The sequence below is a fragment of the Cupriavidus numazuensis genome (assembly GCF_905397435.1).
GTDB lineage: Bacteria > Pseudomonadota > Gammaproteobacteria > Burkholderiales > Burkholderiaceae > Cupriavidus > Cupriavidus numazuensis.
The window spans coordinates 22,092-39,782 of record NZ_CAJPVI010000038.1 but is presented as its reverse complement, the minus strand read 5'-3'; the positions used below and the strand labels follow the sequence as shown (position 1 = coordinate 39,782).

Below are 17,691 nucleotides of genomic sequence, written 5' to 3'. Positions count from 1 at the left end.
AGCCCCGGTGCGAATGACGATCCTGGCGCGCGCCGCGCCGGGACAGCCCCGACCCGCGCGCAAAGGCCGCAATGGAAGCCGTGATGTCTTTGAATTCTCCCTTTTCGCGTGATCCCGCCGAGTTGCCGATGACGGATGCGCCCGAACCGGACGCAATGGCCCTGTCGGCCTCATCGGCCTCGCGCGACCTGTCCGTGCTGGCATGGGTGGTGCCGAGCCTGCGCGCGGCGCTCGATGACGCCGCGACCGAGCTGTCCCACTACGTCGATGAAGTCCAGCAGGCGCCCGAGGCACTGGGCGCGCGCGATACCACGTCGCTGCGCCTGGCCGGGCAGCAACTGCACCAGGCCGCCGGCGCGGTGCATATCGTGGGCTTGCGCGGGGTCGATCCGTACTGCCAGGCGCTGCGCCGCCTGATCGAAGGCCTCGATGGCGGCGGCGTAGTCGCAAACGCTGGAACACTCGCCGTGTTCCGAGCGGGCGTGCAGGCGCTGGCCGAATACGTCGATGACCTGATGGCGGGCGATGAACAGGACCCGTTGCGGCTGTTCCGCCCGTATGCCGAGATCCTGGAGCTGCTCGGCGACGAGCGCGTGCATCCGGCCGACCTGTGGCTCGACGAGCTGCAGATGCTGCCCGGCATTTTGCTGCCGACGCGCAATGCATCGGCCGTGACGCGTGCGCGCCAGCGCTACGAAGCGGCGCTGCTCAAGGCACTGCGCCTGCCGGTGCCGTGCACCGAATCCGCGCGCCTGCGCGAGGCCTACCTGCCGTTGCAGGAAGCGCTGGACGAAGTCCGCGCCAGCGAGCAGGAGGCGCGCCGCGCGACCGATCACCCGGACCGTGGCGTCTGGCATGTGCTGTCGCTGGCGTTCCGCGCATTCGCCCACGGGCTGCTGCTGTCCGACCTGCTGGCCAAGCGCTTTGCCGGCCGCACGCACCTGCTGCTGCGCCAGTACCAGCAGGGCCAGGTACGCGTGCCGCAGTCTCTGCTCAACGACGCCGTCTTCCTGTTGGTGTCAACGGCGCAGGATGATGGCGGACAGCCGCTGCACGGCGCAGACGACGCTGCCATCCAGTCGCTGCGTGCCGATATCGCGCGCACCCTGCAGGCGTTCCGCCTCGACCGCGCGCATGCCATGCGGGGTGCCGACTACCATCTGCGCTACTACGGCTGGCTCGATCCGATCGATACCCGAAACCTTCAACAGGCCGCCGCAGGTCTTGAGCGGGCCGCGGAAGGCGATACGGCTGGTTGGGAAATCGCGCTGGCGGCGCTGGCCGAGGCCGCGCAACCGCTCGCGCAGCCCGCGTTGCAGCTGTGCCTGTCGCAGGCGGCATTGAGGGCTGCCGCGGCGCATGATCGCAACGAGGCGCTCGGTGCCAGCGGCATCGCGCTGTTCCTGTCGCGCGCGCTGGCCTTGCCGTGGCGCGTGCATGGCATGAGCCCCAACGCGGCGGCAGCGGTGTTTGCCGCGCGCTGCGAGGAACTCGCGCAATGCCTGGCCGACCCTGCCGCTGCCGCGCCCGCATGGCTCGCGCGCATGGCCGACGAAGCCCGCGCGCAGGCTGCGCGGGTGCAGGCCGTCGCGCAACTGCGCTCCCAGCTTGACGGTGGCGAATCGTGGCTCGATACCTACGACCGCAATGCGGCGCGGCCCGACGCCGGCAACAACCTGGCCGAGGCCGTGCAGGCGTTCGAGGCACTGCGGACCACGCTGGACGCGCTGCAGCACACCGACGCCTTGCCCGACACGCTCAGCGACGATGCCCAGCACGCCAGCGAGGCCGTGCAGGAAGCCGTGCGGCAAGCCGCGACGCTCGGCGCCGACGCTGGCGAGACCGCGCGCGGCGAATGCCTGGCCGCGATTGCCACCACGCTGGGTTCGGTGCACGCGTTCATCGATGCGCTGGAACTCGGCCGCAATCGCCACGATGGCGGAGATATCGATCTCGACGAGGGTGTGGCCTTGCGTCAGGCGGCGCCCGTCAGCAGCGATCCCCTGGCGGTTGCGCGTGCGGCAGCCAGCGAAGCCATTCGCACCGAGGCCACGGCCGAAACGCCGCCGGTCCAGCGGTTGCGCGCTGCGCTGCAGACACTGGCGGACCAGGCTGCCATTGACGATAACGCCGTGTTGCGCCGCCAGGCCGCGGAGGCCAGCACGCAGCTCAATGCGTGGCTGGCGGGCAGCGACACTTCCGGCGAACGGCTGATCGCGGCATTGGCCGAGCCGATGCCGGTTGCCGTACAGGCGTCGGAAGCCGCGCCTGCGGCCGACGACAGTGCGGCGCTGGACGCCGAGCTGTTCGACATCTTCCTGAACGAGGCCGACGAAGTCCTGGGTGGCATCGCCGGTGATCTTAGTTCGGGGCTGGAAGCACTTGGCGATGCCGACACGCTCAGCAGGATTCGCCGTGCATTCCATACGCTCAAGGGTTCGAGCCGCATGGTCGGCCTGCACCGCTATGGCGAGGCCGCGTGGGCCGTGGAGCAGGTGATGAACCTGTGGATCGCCGAGGCGCGCACACCCGTGCCGGCCCTGTTGAACCTGCTGCGCCGCGCGCATGCGGAGTTGTCCGCCTGGGTGGCACTGCTGCATCGCGATGCCGGCGCCGCGCATGACATCGTGCCGCTGGTCACCGCGGCCGAGGCGGTGCGGGATCCTCAGCCGGAAGCGGATGCCACCGCGGCGGTGGCGGAACCGGATCATGCCGTCACCGACCAGACGCCGGCGCCGGATGTCCAGGCTGCCGAGCCGACCGATACGGACGCGCAAGCGCAAGCTGCGGCGTCGGAGGACGGCAACGTCATTCCATTCCGCCTGTCTGGCGCGTTGTCGGACGCGGACGACAACTTCAAGGTGATCGGGCCGATCCGGATCGGCCTGCCGCTCTACAACGTCTACCTGCAGGAGGCCGACGACCTCCTGCGCCAGTTCGCCACCGACATCTCCGAGTGGCGCCACGAGAACCATCCGTGCCCGAGCGAGCTGGCGCTGCGCGTCGCGCACACGCTGCAGGGCAGTGCGTCGACGGTCGGCCTGGAGCCCGTGCGCGTGATTGCCGAAGCGCTCGAACACCTGCTGCTGCAGCTCGGCTCCCATCCCGTCGCCATGCACCCTGGCGATTTCCGCCTGCTGGAGCAGGCGGTCGAACGGCTGCGCGGCATGCTCCACCAGTTCGCCGCAGGCATCTGGCCGGAAGCGGATGCGGGCCTGCACCGCAGTCTGACCGAGTTCGGCGAACGTGCGCTGCTGCGCCCGCGCGTGCTGGTGCCGGCGCCGCAGGCGCCGGCCGAGCCCGATGCTTCGGTGGCGAGCCTGTTCGGCCAGATGCCGCCCGCCGCGGTGGTGCCTGATCTCCCCGTGCCCGATCAGCCCGTGTCTGAACCGGTCGTGCAAGCCGTGCCCGCAGCGCCTGAAACCGCGCCGCCTTCGCCGCCACCGACACCGGCACCGAGCACGCATGACGCTGTGGTGATCCCGCTGCCGACACCGGCGCGGCCGCTGCCGCAGGCGGTGATGCAGTCGGATGCCGCCGAACTCGATGCGGCCCTGGTCGAGATCTTCCTGGAAGAGGCGCACGGCAGCCTGCCCGAACTCGGCCGGCTGGTGCGCACATGGGAAGCCGCGCCCGAAGACGCCCGGCAAGGTGGTCTGGTACTGCGTGCGCTGCATACGCTCAAGGGCAGTGCGCGCATGGCCGGCGCGATGGCGCTGGGCCAGGCCGCGCACGAAATGGAAACGCTGCTCGACGCCAGCCTGCGCGCGCAACGCGTTGGCCCGCAGCTGTTCGGGCGCCTGTATGCGTGGTACGACCGCATCCTGATGCACGTGGAGGCGCTGCAGGCCGGGCGCCTGCTGGTGCCGGACGATGCCGATCTCATCAACGGGATCGGCCAATCCGAGCAGCCGGTGACACCGGTGATGGCGAGCGTCGCTCCGCCGAAGTCCGAGAGCGCTGGCACGGCGCTGCCGGTGCCAGCTGTCGGCGCTCCTGCGGGCACTGCAGTACAGCCTTCGGATGCCACCGAGCGCCAGCGTGCGCTGGTGCGCGTGCAGGCGCGCGCGCTCGACACGCTGATCAACGAGGCCGGCGAAGTCGGCGCCACGCGCGCGCGTCTGGAGAGCGAACTCGATTCCATGCGTTCGTACCTTGGCGAACTGAACGACAACGTCGCGCGTTTGCGTGGCCAGTTGCGCGAGATCGAAATCCAGGCCGAATCGCAGATGGCCTCGCGCATTGCCGATGCCCAGCAAAAGCAGGATTTCGACCCGCTCGAGTTCGACCGCTTCACGCGCTTCCAGGAACTGACGCGGATGATGGCCGAGTCGGTCAACGACGTGGCGACCGTGGAGCAAAACCTGCACCGCGGCTTCGACCGCACCGCCGGCGATCTCGCCGCGCAGGCGCGCCTCACGCGCGGTCTGCAGCGGGGGCTGATGCAGGCGCGCATGGTGCAGTTCGACGCGCTCGCCGAACGGCTCTACCGCGTCGCACGCCAGGCCGCCGCCGAGACCGGCAAGGAAGTCCGCCTGCTGATCCAGGGCGGTACGGTGGAAATCGACCGTTCGGTGCTGGACCGCATGGCCGGCCCGATCGAGCACCTGATCCGCAATGCCGTGGTGCATGGCATCGAGAAGTCGGAGAGCCGCCGCGCGGCGGGCAAGCCGGCAGCCGGCTCGCTGACGCTGGAAGTGCAGCAGGAAGGCAATGAGGTCGTGCTGCATTTCGTCGACGACGGCGCGGGGCTGGACCTTGCACGCATTCGCGCGCGCGCTGTGGAGCGCAACCTGCTCGCGCACGACGATGACGCGAGCGAGGCGCGCCTGACCGAGATGATCTTTACGCCAGGGTTCTCGACAGCCGATGCGGTCTCGGAACTCGCTGGCCGCGGCGTCGGCATGGACGTGGTGCGCGCGGAAACCGTCGCGCTCGGCGGCCGCATCACGCTGTCGACCACGGCAGGCCGCGGCACCACGTTCACGGTGCACCTGCCGCTGACCACGGCCATCACACAGGTGCTGGTCGTGATACTCGGCGGCCGCATGTATGCCATGCCGAGCGGCATGATCGACCAGGTCCAGCAGCTTCGTACGCAGGCCCTGCTCGACGCCTACAACCAGGGGCACATCGCCGTGGCGGGCCACGACGTGCCGTTCTACTACTTCGGCGCCTTGCTCGAGGAAAACGCGGCGAGCCCGTCCGGCCGCAAGTACTCGCCGGTGGTGATCGTACGCAGCGGCACCGAACGCGTGGCGGTGCACGTGGACGAAGTGGTGGGCAACCGCGAAGTGGTGGTCAAGCACATCGGCCCGCACCTCGCGCGCCTGGAGGGCATTGCCGGCGCGACCACGATGGGCGATGGCGAGATCGTGCTGATCTACAACCCCGTGGTGCTCGCGCAGCGCTTCGAGCGCGTGCGCGGCGAAGCGGCGCCGGCCGCGGCACAGCCGGAGGCCGCGCAGCCGCTCGGCGCCGTGGCGGAACTGGACGGCAGTGGTGCCACCACCCCGGTGCATGGCCTTGTGATGCAGCCCACGGTAATGGTCGTGGACGATTCGCTGACCGTGCGCAAGGCCGCGCACCGCCTGCTCACGCGTGCCGGCTATGAGGTGCTGCTCGCCCGCGACGGTGTCGACGCGCTCAAGCAACTGCAGGATGTGATGCCGGACGCGATGCTCGTGGACATCGAAATGCCGCACATGGATGGCTTCGACCTGACGCGCAACGTGCGGGCCGACAGCCGCACGGCGCATATGCCGCTCGTGATGATCACCTCGCGCACGGCGGAGAAGCACCGCCGCTATGCGCAGGAGATCGGCGTGGACGTCTACCTCGGCAAGCCCTACAACGAGGATGAGTTGCTCGGCACGCTGCAGCGGCTGATTGGTGCGCGCGCTGCCGGTGTTGCAGGCTCGGTTGCGCAGATGCTGGGGGACCAGCCGGAACCCTGAAGCCGTTTGCGAACGTGCAGAAAGCAGAGAGGGCCGCCGTCATGGTGGCCCTCTCTTTTTTGCGGATGGCTAGCGCTTCAGCGGATTACCAACGCATCTGCGCATTCCGCGTGCCCGTGCTGACCACCTGCGTCTTGGTCCGGCCTTCATACGTCGCACGTACGCTGTAGCTGCCTTGCGGCGCGCGCAGCAGGCACTTGGGCCCGTCGGCGACGAAGTTGGCCACTTCACGGCCGTTCCGTATCAGTTTCACGTTGACGTCGGACAGGTATTCTCCGCGCGCGCCCTGCGTGAACAGCAGCCCCATGTTGTAGTTGCGGGACTGCGCGGACAGTGCGCGCTGTTCGTCGTCGGCAACGCCGCCGCAGATGTAGGTCACTGAACCAGCCTTGCGCTGCACCATGGCGTCGCGCGGGGGCGGGGGCGGCGGCGTGGTCAGTGGCGGGGATGGAGGAGTCGGTGCCGCCAGCGGCGGCGACGGTGCGGGCGGAGCCGTGTTGATTGGCGCGGGCGTCGGGGCAGGTGCGGCAGCCGGTGGTACGGCCGACGGCGCCGGCAGCGGCGGCGTACCGGTTGTGCCCGGCGTTGGCGCCATGGGCGCGGTTGCAGCATCCGCCGGTGCAGGGGAAGTCTGTGCCTGGCTCGCCGCCGGTACGAAAGCGAGCAATGCCAATGCACCTGCGCCCGTCAGAAGCGCCACGCGAAGTGCGCGCGCGTGCCGTTCCCGCGCACCGGACACCTCGACGGGGCGGGCCGTGCGTGAAGACAGTGGCTTCATCTTGGCCTCCTTGACGAAAGAAGGGAAACAGGGCCGCCACAAGCCCGGAGGGACATGGCGGGTCTCCATTCCATGCTACGGAGGGGTACCGGAGCACACTGCCCGTCAGGCTCCTACATGCGTGTCGGAGGAGGGCGTGTTGCGGGACACGGGCGGCGTGCAAGCCACCCGACAGGTGCACGCCGCGGCAGTTGGCGGCGTGCGAGTGGTGCGTGTGGCGGGAAGGTCAGGTCTTGCTGCCTACCAGCCGTGCCGGCACCGACAGCGTCAGTGCAGCCCCGACCACCAGGCAGGCGGCGAGCAGGTACATGCCGGAATCGGTGGTATGGGTCAGGTCCTTGAGCCAGCCGACCGCGTACGGGCTGAGGAAGCCTGCGAGGTTGCCGAGCGAGTTGATCAGTGCGATGCCAGCCGCAGCGCCCGTTCCGGCCAGGAATGCGGTGGGCAGGCTCCAGAACAGCGGCAGCGTGGTCAGGATGCCGATCGTCGCCAGCGTCAGCGCCACCATGGCCAGCGTGGTGCTGTCATGCCAGTACACCGAAAGCAGCAGGCCGAGCGCGCCCGCCACGGCGGGAATGGCAATGTGCCAGCGGCGTTCGCCGGAGCGGTCGGCGCTGAACGCGAACAGCACCATGCCGACCACTGCGCAGCCATACGGAATCGCGGTCAGCAGGCCGATGTCGAGTGCGCTCTTGACACCGGTCTGCTTGATGATGGTCGGCAGCCAGAAGCTCACGCCATACAGGCCCATCACGAAGCAGAAGTAGATCGCACTCATCAGCCAGACGCGCGGGCTCGACAGCACGGTGCGGATCGGCGGGTCTTCCTTGTGCGCATCTTCGCTGGCGATATTGCGTTCGAGCAGCGCCTTTTCCTCGTTGGTCAGCCACTTGGCGTGCACGATGCGATCGTCCAGGTAGGCCAGCACCCACAGGCCGACCAGGATCGACGGGATGCCTTCGAGCAGGAACATCCATTGCCAGCCGGACCAGCCGTTGTGGCCGTCGAACGATTGCATCACCCAGCCCGACAGCGGGCCGCCGATCACGCCCGACAGCGCGATGGCGGTCATGAAGAACGTGGTGGTGCGCCCGCGCCGGTTGGCCGGGTACCAGTAGGTCAGGTACAGGATGATGCCGGGGAAGAAGCCGGCCTCGGCAATGCCGAGCAGGAAGCGCAGCACGTAGAACATGGTCGGCGTGGTGACGAACATCATCGCCGCCGAGATCACGCCCCAGGTGATCATGATGCGCGCAATCCAGATGCGCGCGCCGACCTTGTGCAGGATCACGTTGCTCGGCACCTCGAACAGAAAGTAGCCGATGAAGAAGATGCCCGCGCCAAGACCGTAGATGGTCTCGCTGAACTTCAGGTCGCTGAGCATCTGCAGCTTGGCAAAGCCCACGTTGACGCGGTCCAGGTAGGCCACCACGTAGCACAGCAGCAGGAAAGGCACCAGGCGCCAGCTCACCTTGCGGTAGGTGGCGTCTTCAAACGCGGCGTCGCCGACGCCGGGATTCACTGCAGTCGTTGTCATGCTGTCTCCTCAGGATGGTTGCGTTTCTACGACGCTTCGGTGATGCGGTTACAGCTACGGAAAACGGTATTGGCTAGACGCAGCGGCCGCCGTCCACTTCGATGCAAGTGCCGGTGATGAACGCGGCTTCGTCAGAGGCCAGGTACAGGCACGCGTTGGCGACGTCAGGCGGCGTCGACATGCGGCCCATCGGAATGGTGGCGAGGAACTTCGCGCGGTTCTCGGGCGTGTCGGGCATGCCCATGAATTCCTCGAGCAGGCCGGTCGCGCCGATCACCGGGTTGACGCAGTTCACGCGGATATTGTCCTTGCCGAGCTCCGCTGCCATGGCCTTGCTCGCGGTGATGACGGCGCCCTTGCTGCCGTTGTACCAGACCAGTCCGGGACGCGGCCGGATGCCGGCGGTCGACGCGATATTGACGAACACGCCGCCGCCGCGCTGGCGGAAATGCGGGATGAACGCGCGTGCGGACCAGAAGATGCTTTTGACGTTGACGGCGTAGACGCGGTCGAACTCGTCCTCGGTGATGTCGAGGATCGGCTTGTTGCGATGCGTAGTGCCGGCGTTGTTGATGACGATGTGCACGTCGCCGAACGCGCTCAGCGCGGCGTCGCGCATGGCCTCCGTATCCGCTTCGCGTGAGACGTCGGCGCGCACGGCGCGGGCCTGGCCGCCCGCATCGCGGATGGCGGCGGCCACGCGCTCGGCGGCGTCTTCACGCAAATCGGCCACCATGACGCGGGCACCTTCGCGCGCGAACGTATGCGCGATGCCCTCGCCAAAGCCGGAGCCGCCACCCGTCACCACCGCAACCTTGTCTGCCAGTCTCATCGCTTGTCTCCTCTGGGTCAAAGCCCGCTTGTTTTCTCCCCTCTCCCGCTTGCGGGAGAGGGGCGGGGGAGAGGGCGGGCGCTGGCATACCGAGCTGCTTCACTTCGTTGACGCTCCGGCCCTCTCCCCCACCCCTCTCCCACTTCGCGGGAGAGGGGAGCCTCTGGTGACGGCGACAGTCTCATTCGAGCGCCGTTGGTTCGCCAGCACCAGGAACCTGCTCAGTGCGCGAACGGTCCGCGTCCGCGCAGCGCGTTGGCCACCATCATCACGGCCAGCAGGAACGGCAATGCCACGTACAGGCACCAGTGCACGCGGTCGCCGACGGTATCGCCCCATTTGCGCTTGAATACCTGCAGCCGCGGCATGCCGGACGGATTGGTGGCGCGCTTGTTCTTCACATGCCAGGCCATCCAGAAAAAGAAGATGGCAAAGGCGACCGACAGGAAATTGATGTTACCCATGTTGAATGGCAATGGTTTTCAGGGTGGTAAAGCCGTACAGGGCCTCGAAACCTTTTTCGCGGCCGTAGCCGGACTGGCCGGTGCCGCCGAAGGGCAGCTCCACGCCGCCGCCGGCACCGTAGTTGTTGATAAATACCTGGCCCGCGCGCAGCTTGCGTGCAAGGCGCAGTTGCCTGCCGCCGTCGCGCGTCCACAATCCCGCGACCAGGCCGTAAGGCGTGCCGTTGGCCATCGCCACGGCTTCCGCTTCGCTATCGAACGGCATGGCGGCCAGCAGCGGGCCGAACACTTCCTCCTGCGCAAGCCGGTGCGCGGGCGGCACGTCGCGGAACAGCATCGGCACCTGGTAGTAGCCGGACTCCGGCGCTTCCGCGACGATCTGCCCCTGCGCCATCACGGAGATGCCGGCGTGCTGCGCATCGGAAACGAAGTCCCACACACGCTGCTGCTGCTTGCGGCTGATCAGCGGACCGCATTCCAGGTCCAGCTCGGAAGGGCCGACACGCAGCGATTCGAACACCGATGCGATCCGGTCCAGCAGCGCATTGTAGAGCGGCCGCTCCACCAGCACGCGGCTGCCGGCGGAGCAGGTCTGGCCGGCGTTCTGCACGATGCCGTTGACGATCACCGGCACCAGCGCATCGACATCGGCATCGGCAAACACGATCTGCGGCGACTTGCCGCCGAGTTCGAGCGTGACCGGCACATGGTTCTCCGCGGCGAGCTGCGATACCAGCTTGCCGGTCTGCGGCGAACCCGTGAACGAGATGTGGTTGATGCCCGGATGACGCGCGAGCGCGGCGCCCGCCTCATGGCCGTAGCCGGTGATGATGTTGAGCGCGCCTTCGGGCAACCCTGCCTCGGCCGCCAGTTCGGCCACGCGCAGCAGTGACAGGCAGGCATCTTCGGCTGGCTTGACCACGCAGGCGTTGCCGGTTGCAAGCGCGGCGCCCACGCTGCGGCCGAAGATCTGCAGCGGGTAGTTCCACGGGATGATGTGGCCGGTGACGCCGTGCGGCTCGCGCAGCGTCAGCACCGTGTAGCCGGGGTTGTACGGAATGGTCTGGCCGTGCAGCTTGTCGACCGCGCCGGCGTAGAACTCGAAATAGCGCGCGACCGCGCGCGCGTCGGCCCTGGCCTGGCGCACCGGCTTGCCGGTGTCGCGCGCTTCGAGCGCGGTCAGCTCCTCTTCGTGGGCGATCAGCGTGAGCGCCACGCGGTTGAGCAGCCGCACGCGCTCGGCCGGGGCCATCGCGCCCCAGGCGCCGTCGGCGGCTTGCCGTGCGGCGTGCACGGCGACATTGATATCGGTGGCGTTGCCGCGCGCGATCTCGGCAAAGGGTTCGCCGTTGGACGGGTCGAACACCTTGATGCGCAGGCCGTTGTCCGGGGCGATCAGGCGGTTGGCGACGAAATGCTGGGCATGCATGCAGGGTCTCCGGGGTCTCCGAGGGCTTTTCGTTCAGTCGGAGGCGTGGCTCGGAATTCAGCGTTGGCTGAAGAATGCGCCATTATCGCGCAGCGCGGGCGGCGCGCAAGGCACGGTCTTTGTCAGCCTCTGGTCAGGGGGGAGCCGCTATAATGCCGCCCATCCATAAACACACCGCAGGCATCTGGAGAATCGCATGAGCTTCAATCTCGTCTCCCCGGGCAAGGACCTTCCCAACGATTTCAACGTCATCATCGAGATCTCCGCCCAGAGCGATCCGGTGAAGTACGAGGCCGACAAGGAAACCGGCCTGCTGTTCGTGGACCGCTTTATCGGCACCGGCATGCGCTATCCGGCCAACTACGGCTTCATCCCGCAGACGCTGTCGGGCGACGGCGACCCGGTAGACGTGCTGGTGATCACCCCGTTCCCGATCCTGGCTGGCGCTGTCGTGCGCTGCCGTGCACTCGGCATGCTGAAGATGACCGACGAGTCGGGCGTGGACGCCAAGCTGGTCGCCGTGCCGGTGGACAAGCTGTCGCCGGCCACCGCGTTCATGAAGGGCCTGTCGGACGTGCCGCAGAACACGCTGGACCAGATCAAGCACTTCTTTGAGAACTACAAGGCACTGGAAGCCGGCAAGTGGGTCAAGGTCGAAGGCTGGGCCGGCATCGAGGAAGCCCACAAGGAAATCACCGACGGCGTGGCGAACTACAAGAAGTAATTGCCCATCAGTTGGCAGTTTATGCGCCGTTCTCGCGCAAAGCTGAACGGCTGCTGAATGAACCCCGCTCCGGCGGGGTTTTTTATTGCGGAAAACCTGATCATCGGCAAGCCGCAGCGCCGCTTGTCGGGGTACGCTATCGATAGTCCTCACCACCACAGGAGTTCCTATGAACCGCCTTCAGGGCGTGTCCGGTGCCATGGCGTTTCCCGGAACCGTGCGCCGCTACGACGGTCTCGCCATCTTCTTCCACTGGGCAGTATTCCTGCTGATCGCTGCAGCTTATGCGGCGATCGAGCTGAAAGGCTTTGCCGGCAAGGGCACCCCGGCTCGCTCGCTGGCCATGGCGGCACATGAGTGGGCCGGCGTGCTGGTCCTGGCGCTGGCCGTGCCGCGCGTGCTGTGGCGCCTCGTACGCGGCGCGCCAGCGGCCGAGCCGGGCCCGCGCTGGATGCAGCGTGCGGGCGCGGCGATGCACTGGGTGCTGTACCTGTTCATCCTGTGCCAGCCGGTCCTGGGGCTGCTCACGCTCAATGCGGGCGGCCACGTGCTGACGATGCCGGGACTTGGCATTGAGATTCCGGCATTGGTCGGCCCCGACCAGGCGTTGAAGAACCAGATCAAGGAAATCCATGAAACGCTGGGCACCGCGTTTTATCTGGTGATCGGCCTGCACGCCATGGCCGCGCTGTTCCACCATTACATGCTCGGCGACAACACACTGCGCCGCATGTGGCGACGCTAGGCCGTCATCAGTCGCGCTGGGCGAACGGTGTGCGTTCGTTCAGTTCGTCCAGGTAGGCATCGATGCCTTCGCGCTCGCGTACCAGGAAGCGCTCGACGGCATCGGCAAACGCAGGGTGTGCGAGCCAGTGCGCGGACCGCGTCGGTACGGGCAGGAAACCGCGCGCCATCTTGTGCTCGCCTTGCGCACCGCCTTCGAACGTGCCGATGCCGTGGCGGATGCAGAATTCGAGCGGCTGGTAGTAGGCGGTTTCGAAATGCAGGCACGGGTGGTACTCCAGCGCGCCCCAGTAGCGCCCGTACAGCTTGCTGATGCCGGGCGTGTCGTCATAGACCACGAGCGAGCTGGCAATCGGCTGGCCCGCGCGTTCGGCGATCACCAGCAGCAGGTGCTGCGGCATGGATGCACCGATGCGCCGGAAGAAATCCAGGTTCAGGTACGGCGTGGAGTGGTGTTCGCGGTAGGTCTGGCGGTAGCAGCGATTGAAGAAGCGCCAGGCCTCGTCATCGATCTGCGCGCCTTGCAGGTGGCGGAACGTGATGCCGGCCTCTGCCACGTGGCGCCGCTCCGCGCGGATGTTCTTGCGCTTCTTCTGCGACAGCGTGGCGAGGAAATCGTCGAAGCTGCCGTAGCCCGCATTGGTCCAGTGAAACTGCACGCCATGACGCATCATCATGCCGGCCTCGTCCATCAGGTCGGCCTCGGCGTCGTTGGGGAACAGAATGTGCAGCGACGACATGCCGCTTTCCGCGGCCAGCGCCAGCGCAAGCTGCAGCAGCAGGCGTCGCGCATCGGTGTTCTCGGCCAGCAGACGTGCGCCGCGCACGGGCGTGAACGGGATCGCCGACAGCCATTTCGGGTAGTACTCGAGACCGTTGCGCGCATAGGCGTCGGCCCAGGCCCAATCGAACACATACTCGCCATACGAGTGCGATTTCGCGTACAGCGGCATCGCGCCCGCCAGCCTTTCACGCTGTCCGTTGGCGGCCGGTGCCCACAGCGTCAGGTAGCGCGGGCTCCAGCCGGTGTCGGCGCAGGCACTGCCACTGGCGTGCAGCGCATGCAGGAACGCATGGCGCAGGAACGGGGTGGCGTCGGGGTCGCTGGCGACCAGGGAATCCCAGGTGTCGGCGTCGATTTCGGCGAGATCCGAGACGATCTCCGTCCTGTAGTCCTGCACGCCACCTGCCTCTGGCGATTCCGCCCCCAGCAGCGTGTCGGGCATACCGCCCCGGTTGCAAGATTCCGACTGCATTGCGCCTGATTCCCCGTGTCCGACAATCGGGGCGAGTCTACCGGAAACCGCTGGTGGCCGCTCCCGGCGCCGACGATGCCGGGCACCGCGTCGTAGAATGACGTATGGCCGTCACAGCTGCGGCCGCAAGAATCCCCCGATGCCGCCGGCCGCAAGCCCGTGCGCTGCAGACGCCGGCAAACAAGGCCCGATATGAAGAATCCGTTTTTCAACCTGTATTCCCACGGCTTTGCGCGCGTGGCGGTGGGCGTGCCGGTCTGCCGTGTGGCCGATCCGGCCTTCAATGCCGCCGAAACGATCGCACTGGCCACGCAGGCCGCAAAGCAGGGCGCCGTGCTGGTCGCCTTCCCGGAACTCGGCCTCTCTGCTTATACGTGCGACGACCTGTTCCATCAGCGTGCGCTGCTCGATGCCTGCGAAGCGGCGCTCGGCACGATCGTCGAGGCGTCGCGCAAGCTGTCGGCGGCGATGATCGTGGGCATGCCGCTGCGCGTGGAGCACCAGTTGTTCAATTGCGCCGTGGTAGTGGCCCGGGGCCGCGTACTCGGCGTGGTGCCCAAGTCTTACCTGCCGAACTACTGGGAGTTCTACGAAGCGCGCCAGTTCAGCGAAGCCGACAACGCCGCCACCGATTCCATCCGCCTGCTTGGCGAGGATGTGCCGTTCGGCGCCGGGCTGCTGTTCGAGATCGAGGACATCCCGTTCTTCCGCTTCCATGCGGAGATCTGCGAAGACGTATGGGTGCCGATCCCGCCGTCGTCGTTTGCGGCACTGGCGGGTGCGACGGTGCTGGTCAACCTGTCGGCGTCGAATATCGTGATCGGCAAGTCGGGCTACCGGCACCAGCTCGTGTCGCAGCAGTCGGCGCGTTGCCTGGCCGCTTACCTCTACACCTCGGCCGGAAAGGGCGAATCGTCGACCGACCTCGCCTGGGACGGGCAGGCGCTGATCTGCGAGAACGGCGAACTGCTGGCCGAATCGGAGCGCTTCGCCGATACCTCGCACGTGTTGTTTGCAGATGTGGACGTGGAACGCCTGTCGCGCGAACGCATGCACCAGGTGACGTTCGGCCACTCGGTGCGCCGGCACAAGGCCGAGGTCGACAAATTCCGCGTGGTCCGCTTCCCGCTCGAGGTATCGCGCGACAAGGCGCTGCCGCTCGAACGCAAGGTGGCGCGCTTCCCGTACGTGCCGGCTGACCCGCGCCAGCGCGACGAGCGCTGCCACGAGGTCTACAACATCCAGGTGCAGGCGCTGGTGCAGCGGCTGTCGGCCAGCAAGATTTCCAAGGTGGTGATCGGCGTGTCGGGCGGGCTCGATTCCACACACGCGCTGCTGGTTTGCGCCAAGGCGATGGACCGACTCGGGCTGCCGCGGTCGAATATCCTGGCTTACACCATGCCTGGGTTCGCCACCAGCGACCGCACGCTGCGCCAGGCGCGCCAGCTCATGGAACTGGTCGGCTGCACTGCGCGCGAGATCGACATCCGGCCGAGTTGCCTCGCCATGCTGAAGGACCTCGACCATCCGTATGCGCGCGGCGAGAAGGTCTATGACGTGACCTTCGAGAACGTGCAGGCGGGCGAGCGCACGAATCACCTGTTCCGGCTGGCCAACCACAACGGCGCGATCGTGATCGGCACCGGCGACCTCAGCGAACTCGCGCTGGGCTGGTGCACCTACGGCGTGGGCGACCATATGTCGCACTACAACGTGAATGCGAGCGTGCCGAAGACGCTGATCTCGCACCTGGTGCGCTGGGTGGCGGAGACGGGCCAGGTCGGCGACAGCGGCTCGGAAGTGCTGATCCAGGTGCTCGACACGGACATCAGCCCGGAGCTCGTACCTGGCGATTCGAACCACGGGCCGGAGCAGAAGACCGAGAGCACGATCGGCCCGTACGAGCTGCAGGACTTCAATCTCTATTACACGCTGCGCTTTGGCTTTGCGCCGTCCAAGATCGCGTTTCTCTCCCTGCACGCGTGGGGGGATCGCGACAGCGGTATCTGGCCGAATGGGCCGCATGTGGTGCGCAACCAGTACGAGCTGCCGGACATCAAGCGCAATCTGGGAATCTTTCTCGATCGCTTCTTCCGTACCAGCCAGTTCAAGCGGTCCTGCATTCCGAATGCGCCCAAGGTGGGTTCGGGCGGGTCGCTGTCGCCGCGGGGCGACTGGCGTGCGCCAAGCGACTCGGAGTCGGTGGTGTGGCTCAAGGATCTGGAGACGGTGCCGGACTGAGCGATTGGGCAGGCCAGGCTGCCGGCGGAGATGCAAAGCTGCCGGCCGCCAGATCCTTGCGGAAGACCATGAGCCAGTCGGCTGTTTCATCGAGCGGGTAGGCCAGTTGCCTGCCGCTGGCGACGCAGTCGACCACGGCAAATCCATAAATGTCGATCGGGTCCGTGGGCTGCCGTTCGCGGCCGGTCAGGCGGAACTCTGCATCGGCGTGCCCGTGGCTGCGCAGCAGGCCCAGGAACAGTATGTGTTCGGCGGTTTCGATCAGTGGCATGGGTTAGGAGTTGTCACGGGCCTTTGCCGCTGTGTTTCAGGACGGGTCGGCTGAAACCAGCTTCAGCCCGATCACGCCGCACAGGATCAGCGCCACGCAGCCGATGCGGGCCGGCGATGCCGGCTCGCCGAGCAATGCCATGCCCAGCAGCGCCGTGCCGGCGGCCCCGATGCCGGTCCAGACGGCGTAGGCCGTGCCCACCGGCAGGGCGCGCAGGGCCATCGTCAGCAGCACGATGCTGCTGAGTCCGGTGAGCACCGCAAACAGGCTCGGCCACAGCCGGCTGAAGCCGGCGGACCACTTCATGCCAAAGGCGAAGGCAACTTCCAGCAGGCCGGCACAGGCCAGCAAGATCCAGGACATCGTGGTAAAGGCGTTGGGTTGAGAGGAAGGGCGCCGTCAGCCGACCAGCAGGCGGTGCGTGAACAGGCGATGCAGCGTGCGGACGAACAGGACGGCGATGGCGATGGTCAGCAGCGCAAGGATGACCGCGGCGATGATGCGCAGCACGCCGGTCTCCGCATGGTGGGCGTACTTCAGCGCGGCGTTGGACAGCGCAGCCATCGGGAAGCTGATGGCCCACCACGACGCGGCGAACGGCACCGAGCGCCGGAACACCTTTGCGGCGAGCACCACGAACAGGAACAGGCCGAAGTAGAACAGCAGGGCGGCGAACAGGTCGACGTGCTGCGTGACGTTGACGTAGGCCAGGAAGCCGACCTCGAACGGCGCGATCAGGATGATCAGCGAAGGCACCATGCCGGCAGGCAGCGGATCGTGGTGAACCAGGCGGGCGAAGATCATCGTGAAGAACACCAGCGCCATCACGGTGCCGACGGCTACGGCGAACAGGTTCAACTCAGGCGCCCAGGCCATCGGCATGGTGCCGCCGGCCACGGCGATATCGAGCGTCGCCACGCCGGGAATGAGCCAGGCGGGCGTCACGTGCGCCGGGTCGCCCTTGCCGAGGAACAGGCGGCTGGCAATCACATAGGTCAGCGCGATGGTCAGGACGGCACCGATGGTCCACACCACCTGGCCCAGCGCTTCGCTGTAGACGCCGACGACGGACGACAGCAGCAGGATGGCAATGGTGATGGTGCCAAAGAAATTACCGGCAATCGGATGGTTGAACTCGGCCTTGACCGCTGCCGGGTACAGGCGCCACTTGGCGAGGTAGCCGGCCGCCAGTGCCAGGAACGTGAGGATCGCCACCACGCCGACGGCATCGGCAATCGCGGGGCTGGTGCCGAATACCTTGCTCGCGCCGCGCCATGCGAGCGAGAGCCCTGACAGGCCCATGACGGCGCCAAACAGGTTGACCGGGAGATGCTGGACCGAACTGCGCTGGGTGGGCGCCGCGGCGGCGGGATTGGCTGCAATAGTCATCGTGCTTTCGTCTGCCTGTATCGAGTGCCGAGCGCGTGCATCGGCGATGGAACAACCCCGGATTGCGTT

At 67.1% G+C, this 17,691-nt stretch carries 13 protein-coding genes; 4 read left to right on the top strand and 9 right to left on the bottom strand.

Features of this window, described 5'->3' with window-relative positions:
• The first annotated feature begins 83 nt into the window (after nt 1-83).
• Nucleotides 84-5,957, top strand: coding sequence for a hybrid sensor histidine kinase/response regulator (locus tag KHO41_RS26600; protein WP_244874038.1), 5,874 nt, complete (start codon nt 84-86; stop codon nt 5,955-5,957).
• Nucleotides 5,958-6,042: 85 nt separating this feature from the next.
• Here the strand turns inward: KHO41_RS26600 and KHO41_RS41965 are convergent, their stop codons facing one another.
• From KHO41_RS41965 to KHO41_RS26575, 5 genes are all read right to left on the bottom strand, one after another.
• Nucleotides 6,043-6,735, bottom strand: a complete 693-nt coding sequence (locus KHO41_RS41965) for a hypothetical protein (protein WP_211956242.1) — start codon at nt 6,733-6,735, stop codon at nt 6,043-6,045.
• 226 nt (nt 6,736-6,961) lie between these two features.
• Nucleotides 6,962-8,272, bottom strand: coding sequence for an MFS transporter (locus KHO41_RS26590; protein ID WP_211956241.1), 1,311 nt, complete (start codon nt 8,270-8,272; stop codon nt 6,962-6,964).
• A 73-nt stretch (nt 8,273-8,345) separates the two neighbouring features.
• Nucleotides 8,346-9,104, bottom strand: coding sequence for an SDR family oxidoreductase (locus KHO41_RS26585; protein WP_211956240.1), 759 nt, complete (start codon nt 9,102-9,104; stop codon nt 8,346-8,348).
• 221 nt (nt 9,105-9,325) lie between these two features.
• A complete protein-coding gene (locus KHO41_RS26580; RefSeq protein WP_011298764.1) occupies nt 9,326-9,568 on the bottom strand; it encodes a hypothetical protein in 243 nt (80 codons plus the stop codon).
• The gene (locus KHO41_RS26575) at nt 9,561-10,997 is read right to left on the bottom strand and encodes an aldehyde dehydrogenase family protein (protein WP_211956239.1); all 1,437 of its coding nucleotides are present in this window, start codon (nt 10,995-10,997) and stop codon (nt 9,561-9,563) included. Before KHO41_RS26575 ends, KHO41_RS26580 begins: the two co-directional genes overlap by 8 nt.
• 196 nt (nt 10,998-11,193) lie before the next feature.
• Between KHO41_RS26575 and ppa the strand changes: the two genes are divergently transcribed.
• Nucleotides 11,194-11,721 (top strand): inorganic diphosphatase, encoded by a 528-nt coding sequence (gene ppa, locus KHO41_RS26570; RefSeq protein ID WP_011298762.1) that lies wholly within the window; start codon nt 11,194-11,196, stop codon nt 11,719-11,721.
• Between the two features lie 169 nt (nt 11,722-11,890).
• On the top strand, nt 11,891-12,466 hold the full coding sequence (locus KHO41_RS26565; RefSeq protein ID WP_211956238.1) for a cytochrome b: 576 nt from the start codon (nt 11,891-11,893) through the stop codon (nt 12,464-12,466).
• Nucleotides 12,467-12,473: 7 nt separating this feature from the next.
• Here the strand turns inward: KHO41_RS26565 and KHO41_RS26560 are convergent, their stop codons facing one another.
• Nucleotides 12,474-13,721 carry a GNAT family N-acetyltransferase gene (locus tag KHO41_RS26560; RefSeq protein WP_376989768.1) on the bottom strand — a complete coding sequence of 416 codons (1,248 nt, stop codon included), beginning with the start codon at nt 13,719-13,721 and terminating at the stop codon, nt 12,474-12,476.
• Nucleotides 13,722-13,913: 192 nt separating this feature from the next.
• On the opposite strand from KHO41_RS26560, the gene KHO41_RS26555 reads away from it, so the two are divergent.
• Nucleotides 13,914-15,962, top strand: coding sequence for an NAD(+) synthase (locus KHO41_RS26555; RefSeq protein WP_211956237.1), 2,049 nt, complete (start codon nt 13,914-13,916; stop codon nt 15,960-15,962).
• Here KHO41_RS26555 and KHO41_RS26550 read toward each other — a convergent pair.
• The 3 genes from KHO41_RS26550 to KHO41_RS26540 are packed head-to-tail and all read right to left on the bottom strand — an operon-like array spanning nt 15,934 to nt 17,622.
• The gene (locus tag KHO41_RS26550; protein WP_211956236.1) at nt 15,934-16,233 is read right to left on the bottom strand and encodes a hypothetical protein; all 300 of its coding nucleotides are present in this window, start codon (nt 16,231-16,233) and stop codon (nt 15,934-15,936) included. The genes KHO41_RS26555 and KHO41_RS26550 overlap by 29 nt on opposite strands.
• Before the next feature lie 36 nt (nt 16,234-16,269).
• On the bottom strand, nt 16,270-16,596 hold the full coding sequence (locus KHO41_RS26545) for a DMT family transporter (RefSeq protein ID WP_211956235.1): 327 nt from the start codon (nt 16,594-16,596) through the stop codon (nt 16,270-16,272).
• Between the two features lie 36 nt (nt 16,597-16,632).
• Complete coding sequence (locus KHO41_RS26540; protein ID WP_211956234.1) at nt 16,633-17,622, bottom strand: SLAC1 anion channel family protein; 990 nt, start codon at nt 17,620-17,622, stop codon at nt 16,633-16,635.
• Between the last annotated feature and the right edge of the window lie 69 nt (nt 17,623-17,691).